This is a genomic window from Flavobacterium sp. GNP010, assembly GCF_056428945.1.
Genome location: NZ_JBWJVK010000013.1, coordinates 80766 through 94323, shown reverse-complemented (window position 1 = coordinate 94323; position 13558 = coordinate 80766). Strand labels below are relative to the sequence as shown.

At 33.7% G+C, this 13558-nt stretch carries 16 protein-coding genes; 13 read left to right on the top strand and 3 right to left on the bottom strand.

The genetic code is table 11. The features are described 5' to 3' along the window. From AC061C_RS07630 to AC061C_RS07620, 3 genes are all read left to right on the top strand, one after another. The coding region (locus AC061C_RS07630) for a DUF421 domain-containing protein (RefSeq protein WP_478290672.1) at positions 1–479 on the top strand (479 nt) is incomplete at its 5' end. A gap of 42 nt (positions 480–521) precedes the next feature. Further along, positions 522–977 (top strand): pantetheine-phosphate adenylyltransferase, encoded by a 456-nt coding sequence (gene coaD, locus AC061C_RS07625; RefSeq protein ID WP_478290671.1) that lies wholly within the window; start codon positions 522–524, stop codon positions 975–977. A 129-nt stretch (positions 978–1106) separates the two neighbouring features. Continuing rightward, the gene (locus tag AC061C_RS07620; protein ID WP_417984959.1) at positions 1107–1685 is read left to right on the top strand and encodes a PhnA domain-containing protein; all 579 of its coding nucleotides are present in this window, start codon (positions 1107–1109) and stop codon (positions 1683–1685) included. Between the two features lie 227 nt (positions 1686–1912). On the opposite strand, the gene AC061C_RS07615 is transcribed toward AC061C_RS07620, so the two are convergent. Then, positions 1913–3259 (bottom strand): DEAD/DEAH box helicase, encoded by a 1347-nt coding sequence (locus AC061C_RS07615; RefSeq protein WP_478290670.1) that lies wholly within the window; start codon positions 3257–3259, stop codon positions 1913–1915. Between the two features lie 157 nt (positions 3260–3416). On the opposite strand from AC061C_RS07615, the gene AC061C_RS07610 reads away from it, so the two are divergent. After that, on the top strand, positions 3417–5147 hold the full coding sequence (locus AC061C_RS07610; RefSeq protein ID WP_478290669.1) for a M14 family metallopeptidase: 1731 nt from the start codon (positions 3417–3419) through the stop codon (positions 5145–5147). Between the two features lie 154 nt (positions 5148–5301). Here AC061C_RS07610 and AC061C_RS07605 read toward each other — a convergent pair whose 3' ends face one another. Beyond that, on the bottom strand, positions 5302–5901 hold the full coding sequence (locus tag AC061C_RS07605) for an NUDIX hydrolase (RefSeq protein ID WP_309756086.1): 600 nt from the start codon (positions 5899–5901) through the stop codon (positions 5302–5304). A 7-nt stretch (positions 5902–5908) separates the two neighbouring features. Between AC061C_RS07605 and pyrE the strand changes: the two genes are divergently transcribed. Next, positions 5909–6556, top strand: coding sequence for an orotate phosphoribosyltransferase (pyrE, locus tag AC061C_RS07600; protein ID WP_309756084.1), 648 nt, complete (start codon positions 5909–5911; stop codon positions 6554–6556). Positions 6557–6581: 25 nt separating this feature from the next. After that, the gene (locus AC061C_RS07595; RefSeq protein WP_309756082.1) at positions 6582–6974 is read left to right on the top strand and encodes an SRPBCC family protein; all 393 of its coding nucleotides are present in this window, start codon (positions 6582–6584) and stop codon (positions 6972–6974) included. Between the two features lie 110 nt (positions 6975–7084). Here AC061C_RS07595 and AC061C_RS07590 read toward each other — a convergent pair whose 3' ends face one another. Further along, on the bottom strand, positions 7085–7813 hold the full coding sequence (locus AC061C_RS07590; RefSeq protein WP_478290668.1) for a biotin--[acetyl-CoA-carboxylase] ligase: 729 nt from the start codon (positions 7811–7813) through the stop codon (positions 7085–7087). A gap of 97 nt (positions 7814–7910) precedes the next feature. Between AC061C_RS07590 and rsfS the strand changes: the two genes are divergently transcribed. The 7 genes from rsfS (at position 7911) to AC061C_RS07555 (ending at position 13534) form a co-directional block, all read left to right on the top strand. Then, the gene (gene rsfS / locus AC061C_RS07585) at positions 7911–8282 is read left to right on the top strand and encodes a ribosome silencing factor (RefSeq protein WP_417943805.1); all 372 of its coding nucleotides are present in this window, start codon (positions 7911–7913) and stop codon (positions 8280–8282) included. Positions 8283–8301: 19 nt separating this feature from the next. Next, a complete protein-coding gene (gene ftsH / locus AC061C_RS07580) occupies positions 8302–10230 on the top strand; it encodes an ATP-dependent zinc metalloprotease FtsH (protein ID WP_309756077.1) in 1929 nt (642 codons plus the stop codon). Positions 10231–10346: 116 nt separating this feature from the next. Continuing rightward, on the top strand, positions 10347–10949 hold the full coding sequence (locus AC061C_RS07575) for a lactate utilization protein B/C (protein ID WP_417979049.1): 603 nt from the start codon (positions 10347–10349) through the stop codon (positions 10947–10949). Between the two features lies 1 nt (position 10950). Beyond that, positions 10951–11841 (top strand): phosphatidate cytidylyltransferase, encoded by an 891-nt coding sequence (locus tag AC061C_RS07570; protein ID WP_478290667.1) that lies wholly within the window; start codon positions 10951–10953, stop codon positions 11839–11841. After that, the gene (locus AC061C_RS07565; protein ID WP_478290666.1) at positions 11831–12481 is read left to right on the top strand and encodes a phosphatidylserine decarboxylase family protein; all 651 of its coding nucleotides are present in this window, start codon (positions 11831–11833) and stop codon (positions 12479–12481) included. The genes AC061C_RS07570 and AC061C_RS07565 overlap by 11 nt, the downstream gene beginning before the upstream one ends. A 2-nt stretch (positions 12482–12483) precedes the next feature. Beyond that, positions 12484–12753 (top strand): acyl-CoA-binding protein, encoded by a 270-nt coding sequence (locus tag AC061C_RS07560; protein WP_309756069.1) that lies wholly within the window; start codon positions 12484–12486, stop codon positions 12751–12753. Positions 12754–12760: 7 nt separating this feature from the next. Then, complete coding sequence (locus tag AC061C_RS07555) at positions 12761–13534, top strand: superoxide dismutase (protein WP_478290665.1); 774 nt, start codon at positions 12761–12763, stop codon at positions 13532–13534. Positions 13535–13558 lie beyond the last annotated feature (24 nt).

The window sequence follows — 13558 nt, the reverse complement described above, 5'->3', positions numbered from 1 at the left end:
AAGTTGGTATCATCCCTCCTATAACCGTATTTCTAGTTATCATACTTTTGTACCGATTAGTCACTTGGCTCACCGGAAAAAGTAAACGATTTGAAGAGTTTATAGAAGGAAAAACCGAATGTATTATCAATGAAGGAAAATTTTCTATTGCAACTTTCAAAAAGGAAAGTCTCGCACAAGATGAATTCTTTTCGGAACTCCGTATGAAATCAATAGAGCATTTAGGACAAGTGAAAAATGCCTTTATGGAAACTAGCGGCGAGGTCAGTGTTTTCTATTATGAAGATCATGAAGTCCAACCAGGCTTGCCAATTTTACCTTTTTTATTTAAACTAAAAAGTAAAACAATCCCAACAGAAGGGATTTATTCCTGTACCTTTTGTGGCAATACAGAAAGCCACAAACCAGGAAATGCACTATGCAACGTTTGTGCAAAATCTGAATGGGTCGAATCAATAAAAACACTTCGAAAAACCTAGTTCAATCTAACGAAAGTCAATGCGATTTAATTACCATATAAAATGAGAAAAGCAATATTCCCGGGTTCATTTGACCCAATCACTTTAGGACATGAAGACATCATCAAAAGAAGTATTCCGTTATTTGAAGAAATCGTAATTGCTATTGGAATCAATGCCGAAAAAAAATACATGTTTTCACTGGAGGATAGAAAGCGTTTTATTGAAGAAACCTTCAAAAACGAACCTAAAATTTCGGTAATTACATACGAAGGATTAACTACTGAATTGTGTAAAAAATTGAAAGCAGACTTTATCTTGCGTGGTCTTCGCAATCCCGCCGACTTCGAATTTGAAAAAGCAATCGCCCATACCAATCGCCGTTTATCAAAAATAGAAACTGTATTTCTATTGACAGCCGCAAAAACCTCGTATATCAGTTCTAGCATCGTGAGAGATGTAATTCGTAACGGAGGAGAATATGAAATGCTGGTTCCCGATGCTGTTCGTGTGAAATAAATTTAAAGAGATTTTGTCAAGTCGAGCGCAGTCGAGACTAAAAATCAGGTCTCGACCGCGCTCGACTTGACAACAATAATACTAACCAAAATAAGCAATAACTTCGCGTAAAAATAAAAGCCATTAAACATGAGTATAGAAAGAGAATTAAGTAAACGCAGCGGATCGAAATGTGAACTTTGTGGCACAACAGAAAACCTGAAAGTATACCAAGTTTTACCTACCAAAAAAGGCGGACTTGACGAAAGTATTATGGCTTGCAATACGTGTATTGACCAAATTGAAAATCCAGATAACATAGATTTAAATCATTGGAGATGTTTGAATGACAGCATGTGGAGCGAACATACTGCCGTACAAGTTGTCGCGTGGAGAATGTTAAGCCGTTTGCGTGGTTTTGGTTGGCCTCAGGAATTACTGGACCAAATGTATTTAGATGAAGATACTTTAGTTTGGGCACAAGCAACAGGTGAAGGTGAAGAAGACGAAACAAAAGTAATTCACCGCGACAGTAATGGCGTGATACTGGCAACTGGTGACTCAGTCGTCTTAATCAAAGATTTAAAAGTTAAAGGTTCCAGCATGGTAGCTAAACAAGGAACTGCAGTCCGTAACATACGTTTAGACCATGAAAACGCCGAATATATTGAAGGTAAAGTTGACGGTCAGACTATCGTTATCATAACACAATACGTTAAAAAAATATAATTCTTTTTTAATGAAAAGTGAATGGTAAGAAGTGAATGGTTAATAATTCAGATGTACACTGACTTCCAATAGAATCATTTTGAATATAAAAAATCGTTAGCAGTAACACTTTACTACTAACGATTTTTTTATAAACATTATAAAAGGAATCAGTACTTTTTTCACAATTCGTGATTCACCACTCACTTTTTACTTCTCACTTTTCACTTCTCACTTCTCACCAACCACTACTCTTCCTCTTTCTTAATCACTTTTCGAGCAACTTCGATTTTGAATTTCTTGCCTTTCATTTTCTCGTCTTTAATGGCGTGCAGCAAGTCTTTAACTTTATTGAATTTTACGGCAGCAAATGAAATAAAATCTTTCACTTCGATTAATCCTAAATCGCCTTTTTCTAGTTTTCCCTTTTGAGAAAAGAAACCTACAATATCAATTTTATTCAATTTATTTTTCTTTCCGCCACTGATATAAATGGTTTGAAATTCGGGCGGTTTTGGTAATGAAGTGGAGTTTTCCACTTTCAAAACTTCTATGCTATAATCAATGTAGTCCATTTTTTTCTCACTTTCATGAGCAATGATATAGGCAGTTCCTGAAGCTAACATACGTGCTGTACGTCCGTTTCTATGGGTGAATTCGTCTTCTTTAGATGGCAAATGATAATGAATCACATGATTCATTTCTGGAATATCGAGTCCACGGGCAGCCAAATCGGTGGTGATTAAATAACTCACACTTCCGTTTCTGAACTGGATTAGCGCGCGTTCTCTTTCATCCTGATCCATTCCGCCATGATAATAGGTGGCATAAATTCCTTTTTCGTTCAACGTATCACTAATGCGTTCTGCAGCATCACGATGGTTGCAAAAAACTATTGCCGACTGTGATTTCAACGAACAAATCAAGTTGAATAAACTTCCAATTTTGTCTTTTTCTTTCGAAACGACCATTTTCATCGAAAGATTCGTTTCTGCTACATTTTCTGGAATAAAATCCAAAATAGTTGGGTTCACGACTCTTGTGTATCTTGGAATCTCAATATCAGAAGTAGCCGAAACCAAAACACGCTTGTTTAGCTTAGTTAATTTCCCAATGATAAATGACATTTGCTCATGAAAACCCAGCTGCAAGGATTTATCAAATTCATCCAAGATTAAAGTTTGAATTTTATCCACACGAAAAGTTCCTCTATCGATATGATCTGCAATTCTGCCCGGAGTTCCTATTAAAACTGCTGGTGGATTGCTTAAATTCTTGATCTCAGTATCTATAGAATGTCCGCCGTAGCACACATTTACTTTATAATCGGTTCCCATTTTTTTCCAAACCTGCTCAATCTGCAATCCTAATTCTCGTGATGGAACCAAAATTAAACATTGAACCGATTGAATTTCGGGTTGTAACATTTCTAAAATGGGCAACAAAAAAGCCAAGGTTTTACCGGAACCTGTTGGCGAAAGTAATAAAACATTATTGTCGTTCAGGATCGTATCTTGAGCTACTTCCTGCATTTCGTTCAGACTTTCGATGCCTAAATTTAAAAGTATATTGTTGGAATGGTGATTCTTATTCATTTTTTTAATTTGGTGCAAAGGTAATTTTTAATTGCGAGTTATGAATTTTGAATTATAAATTTTCATTCTTTTAAATTGGAAGTTTCCTTTTGTCCTGATCATTTCTATACGTATCGAAAAAAAGCTACATTTGATATTCCATTAAAAAAACCGAAATATGAGATTTTGCACATTCCTTTTTATACTATTCTCCATCTGTTCTTTTGCACAAAAAACGAATAAATACGATACTTTTTTCGAAAAAGGGAATGGAAATCAATCGGCTTCCTACTCAGAAACAATTGCTTACTACAAACTTTTGGCAGATGATTTCCCAACTGTAGAAATGAAAAAAATGGGATTGACAGATAGTGGTGAACCATTGCACATGGTGGTTTTTAATCCTGAAAAGCAATTTGATTTTGGAACCATCCAAAAAAATAAAGCCGTAATCCTACTCAATAACGGCATACACGCAGGAGAACCAGACGGGATTGACGCCAGTATGCAGCTGTTTAGAGATTTAGCTTTGAGGAAAATCAAAGCGCCAAAAAACACTATTATCGTTTGTATTCCAGTCTATAATATTGGTGGTGCATTAAACAGAAATTCTACTTCAAGAGCCAATCAAGATGGACCAGAAGTGTATGGTTTTCGTGGCAACGCCAGAAACTATGATTTGAACCGAGATTTTATTAAATCAGATACCAGAAACACCAAGAGTTTTGTTGAAATATTCCATACCATAAATGCCGATGTTTTTATTGACAATCATGTTAGTAATGGCTCCGATTACCAATACAAACTCACCTATATTATGACGCAGCATAACAAATTAGGGACCGTTTTAGGTGATTTTTTAAATACAGAGATGATGCCTGCTTTAGTCAAAGATCTACAGAAAAAGAACATCGAAACTACTCCTTATGTTAATGCTTTTAGTGATACACCTGATAAAGGTTTTGGTCAATTTTTTGAAAGTCCACGATTTGCAACGGGATATACTTCGCTATTCAACGCGATTGGGTTTGTAGTAGAGACACACATGCTAAAAAAATATGCAGATCGTGTACAAGTGACTTACGAATATATGCGCTCCGCAATTGATTTCACTGATGCTAATTATCAAAAAATAAAACAACTCCGTTTAAAGAATGAAGAGCAATACAAACCCCAAAAATCATATACTATAAAATGGGAAATTGACACTTCCAAAACGCTGCCATTCTCCTTTTTAGGATACGAAGCAGGGTACAAAAAAAGTGATGTTACCACTGGAAATCGCTTATATTATGACCGCACAAAACCCTATAAAAAAGACATTCCGTACAGCAAAGAGTTCAAATCTGTAAAAGAAATTATCATTCCAAAAGCGTATCTTATTCCTAAGGGATTCTGGCCTGTCATTGATTTATTAAAAAGCAATACTATTTCATGTAGCCAACTTAAAAATGACACCATCATTGAAGTAGAAAGCTACAAAATAGCAGATTACAAAACTGCAAATTCCGCATACGAAGGACATTATTTGCACAGAAATACCGCAGTAACTTCTAGTATAGAAAAGGTGACTTTCGCCAAAGGAGATTACTTGATTCCTACACAACAAAAAGGAATTAAATACCTACTTGAAACATTGGAGCCAGAGGCAATGGATTCTTTTTTCAATTGGAATTTTTTCGACACCATGTTACAGCAAAAAGAAGGCTATTCCGATTATGTTTTTGAAGATTCAGCAACTACAATTTTAAAAGAAAATCCAAAACTAAAAAACGAATTTGAGCAAAAAAAACAGAGTGACTCCAAATTCATGGGCAATCCAGAAGCGCAACTGGACTGGATTTACAAACATTCAATCTATTATGAAAAGGCACATTTGCAATATCCCGTCTATCGTATTGTAAAATAACAACTTGAGTTTTCAGTTCTAATTATCGAAGATAAAAAAGGCGTAATTTTGAATGTTTAGAAAAAAAGAAATTTCACTAATCTACACTAATTATTTCGTGGCAGTTAGTGAAATTTATCTCTACACTATACTAATTGATGGTGTTAAAAATATTTTAAACTTTATACTCTTCTTCAAACAATAATTTTATGTTCTCATAGGAATTCTTTAAAGCCTCTTTTATTTGCTCTGGATTCATCCAAGCAACCTTTTCGATTCCTTCTTCCAACTGACCTTGTGGTATTCCTTCAAAATCAGATTGCATTTCGAACCAATGGGTAATTTTCAATTTATATTTGCCATTGCGTCTAAAAACATGATAGGTTTTTTGAAGTTTATGAGATATTGACAACCTATTTACACCTGTCTCCTCCTCTACCTCACGCATGGCAGTGGCTTCAATTTCTTCTCCTTTTTCAATTCCGCCTTTAGGCAAGTCCCATTTTCCGTTTCTAAAAATAAATAAAACCTCACCTTTTTTATTATAAACCAATCCACCGCCAGCTTTGGTAACAGGAATTTTTGCTTTTAAAGTCTTCAATATCAAGCTCTCGTCAGGATGATACAAATAGGCTTTATTAATTTTATTTTGAAATATTTTTACAATAAGTTGCTCAATATCAATACTCTCTAACAAGAATAATTGGAAATCCGTCTCCTTAGAGATGTGATTTGTCAAAAAAAGTGGTTTGTCGTTAACAAAAACTTTATACATTTGTAATATGATTTTTAATAAAGATACAGCCGAAAAAACAGCCGAATTTCTATTGCAAATAAATGCAATTAAATTGAATCCAAGAAATCCTTTTTCATGGGCTTCCGGTTGGAAATCACCTATTTATTGTGACAACCGATTAATCCTCTCATTTCCAGCAGTAAGAAATTATGTTCGGGATGAATTTTCGAAAAATATTGAAAAACAATTTGGTAAACCAGATGTAATTGCCGGCGTTGCTACAGGAGCAATAGGAATTGGTATGCTAGTAGCTGAAAGTATGGGCTTACCATTTGTATATGTTCGTCCAGAGCCCAAAAAACATGGCAGACAAAATCAAGTGGAGGGTTTTTTACAAAAAGGACAAAATGTAGTTGTAGTCGAAGATTTAATTAGTACTGGAAACAGTAGCTTACAAGCCGTTGAAGCTTTGCGCCAAGCCGGTGCCAATGTGAAAGGCATGGCTGCTATATTCACATATGGGTTTGCTGTTTCGGAAGAAAATTTTAAAAATGCTAATATTGATTTCTTTTGCTTGAGTAACTATCAAAATTTATTAAATTTAGCTGTTGCCAAACGGTATATCAGTGAGGAGGAAGAGCAAACTTTAAGAGAATGGAATGAAAGCCCTTCTACTTGGACCATTGAAGTTTAAACAATCAAATTAATACGATATAAAAATGAACTTAGAGAGTCCTAAAGTTACCGTGCAAAAATCAGCTCAACAATTGTTTGACTTATTGAGTGATGTGAAAAATTTTGAAAAATTAATGCCAGAAAACATTGCGAAGTTTGAAGTTATCGGGGAAGATGCTTTTATTTTTGGATTGAAAGGGATGCCTGAAATAAAATTAAAAATGAAAGAAAAAGTGGCTCCAAACAAAATCGTTTTGGGTGCAGCTAGCGACAAACTTCCATTTACTTTGATTGCAAATATAGATTCAGTTTCCGATAGCTCTAGCGAAGTAAAACTAGATTTTGAGGGAGATTTTAACCCAATGATGGCAATGATGATCAAAGGACCTATCGGTAAATTTATTGAGACACTTGCTGCAAATATGGTGAACTTATAAACCACTACGAAACAATACAAAAAGCGAAAAGAATTTTAAAATAGTATAATTTTTTTCGCTTTTTACATTTAAATTTCTATCATACACCTTCTGTTTCTTTTGTATTCGCATTAATACAACATCTGGATCTCTTTGATATCAAATTCTCTAATACTATCATCTTCCAGGAGCACTTGCAGCTTACCTACCGATGAAACTCCCTGAATAATTCCCATAAAATTTTGTTTATTTTGATCCGCAAAAGGCATCGGTATACCTTTTTTATACAATTTAAAACTATAGTCTTCCAACAATGTTGTGTTGTCAAGTTTACACGCTTTTACTTTTTTTTCCATCGCATTACATATAGAATAAAGGATTTCTTCTTTATCAAATAATACGTCACAAATAACAGCTAGCGAAGAAGCTTTAGGTAACATTTCAAAATTAGTTTGATTCACATTGAGTCCTAAACCAACTATAGAATGGATTGTCCCGTCGCTTTTAATAACATTTTCAATCAAAATGCCACCTATTTTTTTATTGTATGACATTATGTCGTTCGGCCATTTTATACTAAGATTAGGAATATTGTACAACTCTAATGCTTCAATAACTGCTAGAGAAACGATACTATTAAGATTAAAAATATCATAAATATCTTTTAAAAAGTCTTTAAGCAAAATACTCATTATTAGGTTTTTACTAGGCTCAGAGGACCAAACAGCGCCCATTTGCCCTTTTCCTTTTGTTTGAGAATCAGCAGTAACTACAGTAAAATTTTCCAACTGCTGCTTATTTGATAATCCTTTTAGGAATTCGTTTGTAGAATCTATGGCACCGAGTTTGATTAACTTCATATACAGTTTTTTGTGAAACAGAATTTAATATTGTGTTAAGGTTCAAAAATAATCACAAAAAATGGTAACTTTACAGACTTATAAATAAAAATAATTCATGACGAAAAAGACTATAAATAATGACGTTCTGTTGGCGAACATCATTAAGGGGATAGAAGAGGTTAAAGGAAATGATATTGATATTCTTGATTTAAGAGAGATAGATACTGCAGTTTGCGATTATTTCATCATCTGCAACGGTAATTCAAACACACAAGTTAACGCTATAGTAAACTCTATTCAAAAAACAGTTTCTAAAGAATTAAAAGACAAGCCTTGGCATGTTGAAGGGACTGATAATGCCGAATGGGTACTGATGGATTATGTGAATATAGTTGTTCATGTATTTCAAAAACACATTCGTGAATATTACAACATCGAAAACTTATGGGGCGATGCTAAAATAACTACCATAGAAAACAAATACTAAAGAAATATAACTCCTAGTAATGGCTAAAGATAATAATCCAAATTCGAATAAGTTTAAAATAAGCCCTTGGTTAATTTACACTGCAATACTATTAATTTTCTTATCGATTACTTTTGTAACAGGCGGTTCTAGTTTGAATGAGCCAGGTCAATTAAGATCTTCTGACATTGATAATATGCTCAATAAAGGGCAAATTAAAAATGTTATTATTTTTAATAATAAAGATGCTGAAATCTACCTTTCAGATGCAGCTTTGAAAGATCCTACCAATAAAAAAGTAGCTAAAGATGTCTTTGACAGGCCAAACAAAGGTCCTCATTACACTACGAAATTTGGTGATTTAAAATCTTTTCAAGAAAAATTAGATCAAGCTAAGGCTGAAAAGAAATTAGTAAACTATGATTTTAAAGAAGCAAGTAACTGGTCGGACATTTTAATCAGTTTATTACCTATTATTATTATCATAGCCGTTTGGATTTTTATCATGAGAAAAATGTCTGGTGGTGGTGCTGGTGGTGGCGGGGGTCAAATTTTTAATATTGGCAAGTCAAAAGCAAAGTTGTTTGATGAAAAAACTGACATTAAAACTACTTTTAAAGATGTAGCAGGATTAGAAGGAGCAAAAGAAGAAATACAAGAAATTGTTGAATTCTTAAAAAATCCTGAAAAATACACCAATCTAGGAGGGAAAATTCCAAAAGGAGCCTTGCTTGTTGGACCTCCAGGAACAGGAAAAACGCTTTTGGCGAAAGCCGTAGCAGGTGAAGCACAAGTACCTTTCTTCTCGTTATCAGGTTCTGATTTTGTTGAGATGTTTGTGGGTGTAGGTGCTTCTCGAGTACGCGATCTTTTCAAACAAGCAAAAGAAAAATCACCAGCTATTATTTTTATTGATGAAATAGATGCAGTAGGTAGAGCAAGAGGAAAAAACAACATGTCTGGTGGAAACGATGAGCGTGAAAATACGCTAAATCAATTACTAACCGAAATGGACGGTTTTGGAACCAACTCTAATGTAATTGTTTTAGCAGCTACCAATAGAGCAGATGTATTAGACAAAGCATTAATGCGTGCAGGTCGATTTGACAGACAAATATTTGTAGACTTACCAGATATACGCGAGCGTGCAGAAATATTTAAAGTTCACCTTGCTCCTTTGAAAAAAGTGGAAGGATTGGATACTGACTTTTTAGCCAAACAAACTCCAGGATTTTCAGGTGCTGATATTGCAAATGTTTGTAACGAAGCGGCGCTAATTGCTGCTAGAAATAACAAAACTGCAGTTGACAAACAAGATTTCCTAGACGCTGTAGATAGAATTGTAGGTGGTCTTGAAAAGAAAAACAAAATCGTTACTCCAGATGAGAAAAAAGCGATTGCTATTCATGAAGCTGGTCACGCAACGGTAAGTTGGATGCTAGAACATGCTGCGCCATTGATCAAAGTAACAATTGTACCAAGAGGACAAAGTTTAGGAGCGGCATGGTATTTACCAGAAGAACGTTTAATTGTTCGTCCAGATCAAATGCTAGATGAAATGTGTGCTACTATGGGCGGAAGAGCTGCGGAAAAAGTAACTTTCAACAGAATTTCAACCGGAGCATTAAGCGATTTAGAAAAAGTAACCAAACAAGCAAGAGCAATGGTTACCGTTTATGGTTTGAATGAAAAAATTGGAAACGTAACATATTATGATTCTACTGGACAAAGCGAGTACAATTTTTCTAAACCCTATTCTGAGGAAACTGCACGAGTAATTGACGAAGAAATATCTTTATTAATTGAGGGTCAGTACCAAAGAGCTATTCAAATTTTAGAGGATAACAAAGATAAATTGAATCGTTTGGCTGATATTTTGATTGAGAAAGAAGTTATCTTTAAAGATGATTTAGAAGCTATTTTCGGAAAAAGAACCTTTGATAAAAATCTTGAAGAAGTAGTGTCTTAAAAAGATATCCTAAATATAATTATTTTTAAAATCTTAATTCAAAATCAACTTTTGAATTAAGATTTTTTTATCTTTGGACGTTTTCAATTAACAAATTTCAGTAGTTAATATAAATTATGAGTCTTTTTAGAAAATTTTTTGGTACAAACAATCCTGCATCTGAAGAAGAGCAAGAAAGTGAATTTAGTAACTCCCATACTGAAAACGCAACCTCAATTGATGAAAAATTTATTTATAACTTCAAAAAGAATGGCGGTAAATTTTTGTATTGTGAAAACCAAGAAGAAGTCAAAGAACAATTTGAAAACATATTAGAGGAAAACGATTGGTTTGAAAGCCAAGTGTTGTGTTATGAAACCAATCTTTTTGGGATGCTTGATGACAATAGACTTACCTACGACAAGCCTGTTAGTCCAAAATTTTTTCTTGCAAGTTGCGAAAATTTGATTGCTGAAGAAGGTTCAATACTTTTTTCATCTAAGCAAATAAAGCAAAATAAACCAAACGAGTTACCAACAAATATTATCATTATAGCCAAAACCAGTCAGATTCTTGGTGCTAAAAGTGATGGTCTAAGTGCTATTAAAAAAAAATACGAAAGAGATTACCCCACCAATATTACTACGATTAAATATTTCGAAAAAGCCAAAGAAGAAGATTTTACACAATACGGAAGTTCGGCAAAAAATCTATATTTACTGCTTTTAGAAGATTTATAAGATGAGTGAAACTCTAAAACGAGGAATATCAGGGGCAATTTACATTATACTGCTACTTGCATCTATTTTATATTCAACTGAAAGTTTTTTTGTGCTTTTTGGCGTATTCCTGATCATAGCCGTTTATGAATTTTGTAATTTAATTCAAATAAACAATGTATTTCCAATTATTTTTGGAATTATATTATACTCGACAGTAACTCTAATAAGCCATTACAATACTCTGACAACAGATGCAATCAATCAGACCTTTAATACTGATGTCGAAATAGCTATAAATATTCAACAACTAAACGTTGTTTTATTAGTTATTGCCTTAGTTGTATCCATAAAATGTATTCTTTTTTTGTTTTATGATAACATCCAAAAAATAAGCACCTCGTCAAAGTACCTTTATTTATTAGGTTATATCATACTGCCTTTTGTTTTTATTACAAAAATCTCATTTGGTATAAATGATTACAATCCAAAGATCATAATTGGACTATTTATCTTAATCTGGACTAATGATACCTTTGCTTATATTGTTGGAAAATCAATAGGTCGAACCAAATTATTTGAAAAAATTTCACCTAAAAAAACTATTGAAGGATTCTTAGGCGGCATTCTATTTGCAATTCTAGCAGGCTATTTAATTTCAAAATATTACATTAAAGCGAATCCTGAATTTAGTGATCGGTCAATCTTAATTTGGATCTCGATTGCTGTTATTGTTGGAATAATAGGAACTATAGGTGATTTAATTGAATCTAAGTTCAAGCGTATTGCAGGTGTAAAAGATAGCGGAAATATTATGCCCGGTCATGGAGGTATCCTAGATCGTTTAGATAGTGTTATATTTGTAGCACCAATTATTTTTTTATTTTATCAAATCTTAAACTATGTTTCATAAAGAAGGAACCCAATCTGTTTTGTTAGGCACTATTTTTACTGCCGTTGTGCTATTATTGTCTGATTATTTCATTGTCGCTAATTGGCTTAAAATGAGTATTCAAATAGCAACCTTATTGTTACTAATAATCATTTTGCAATTTTTTAGAAATCCAAAAAGATCAGTAATTCTTAATGCTAATCATATTATTGCTCCTGTTGATGGGAAAGTTGTAGTTATTGAAGAAGTTTTTGAAAGTGAATATTTTAAAGACAAACGTTTACAAATTTCTATCTTCATGTCGCCTATAAACGTTCATGTAACCCGTTATGGATTGAGTGGTCTTGTGAAATTTAGCAAATACCATCCAGGGAAATTCTTAGTTGCTTGGCATCCTAAAGCTAGTGAAGAAAATGAAAGAACTACGATTGTTATTGAGAATACTACTTTTGGCGAAATTTTATACCGTCAAATAGCCGGAGCTTTGGCCCGCAGAATTGTCAATTACGCCCAAGAAGGAATGCAAGTAATTCAGGGAACTGATGCTGGATTTATCAAATTTGGTTCTCGAGTTGACATCTTTTTACCTTTGGGAACACCAGTAAATGTGGTATTAAACCAAAAAGCAATAGGCGGAAAGACTGTTATTGCTACAAAATAAGCATGATTGAAAAAGATTTAGATATTCGATTTTTGGAGGCAGTTGAAATAGCTTCTGAAATGACTCAAGCATCTTTACCTCAAGATGTCCAATTGAGGCTTTATGCCTATTACAAGCAAGCTACTTTTGGAACTTTAGACTTAAAACAAACATCATCCTATCATTTAAGGGACGCTTTTAAAACCAATGCTTGGATGCAAATTAGCCATTTGACTCCCGAACAAGCAAAAGAACACTATATTGAATTGATAAATATTTTGAATGAAAAATAATATAATTATGAAAAAGTCCTGTTTTTTAATTACAATTTTATTTTCATTCTTAGCAATACTATCCTGCAACGACAAGAAATTCACTGAGGTAGTCGAAGTTCCTTTACCTACAACCGAACAACCCGCTACTATTATGGGTTCACCAGATGATGTAAAGGCTGATGAAGGTTCCTTTCAGCTAGAAAAATTACCTTATGCTTATAATGCTCTGGCTCCAAATATATCTGCTACAACTTTAGAAATGCATTACTCTAAGCATTACTTAACGTATACAAATAACCTGAATAAAGCAGTACTAGGAACACCCTTAGAAAATCTAACAATAGAAGAAGTAGTAGCAACATTAGACCCTAATGACGCTATTATTCGCAACAATGCTGGTGGATATTATAATCATTCGCTTTATTGGAAATGTATGGCTCCTAAAGCCGGTGGTGAACCCACAACTGCAATAGCTGAAGCCATAACAAAAGATTTTGGCTCATTCGAAAATTTTAAATCGGCATTTAAATCAGCGGCAACAAATCAGTTTGGTTCCGGTTGGGCATGGCTAATCGTTGATAAAACAGGGAAGTTACAAGTAACTGCGACTGATAACCAAGACAATCCAATGATGCGAAATGCAGTTGTTCCAGGAATTCCTATCTTAGCTTTAGACGTTTGGGAGCATGCTTATTATTTAGATCATCAATACCGCCGAAAAAATTATATCGATGCGTTTTTTAATGTCATCAATTGGAAAAAAGTAGAAGAGAATTATGATGCTGTTGCAAAAAAATAGCTTTCACTTTAATCATAAAAAAAT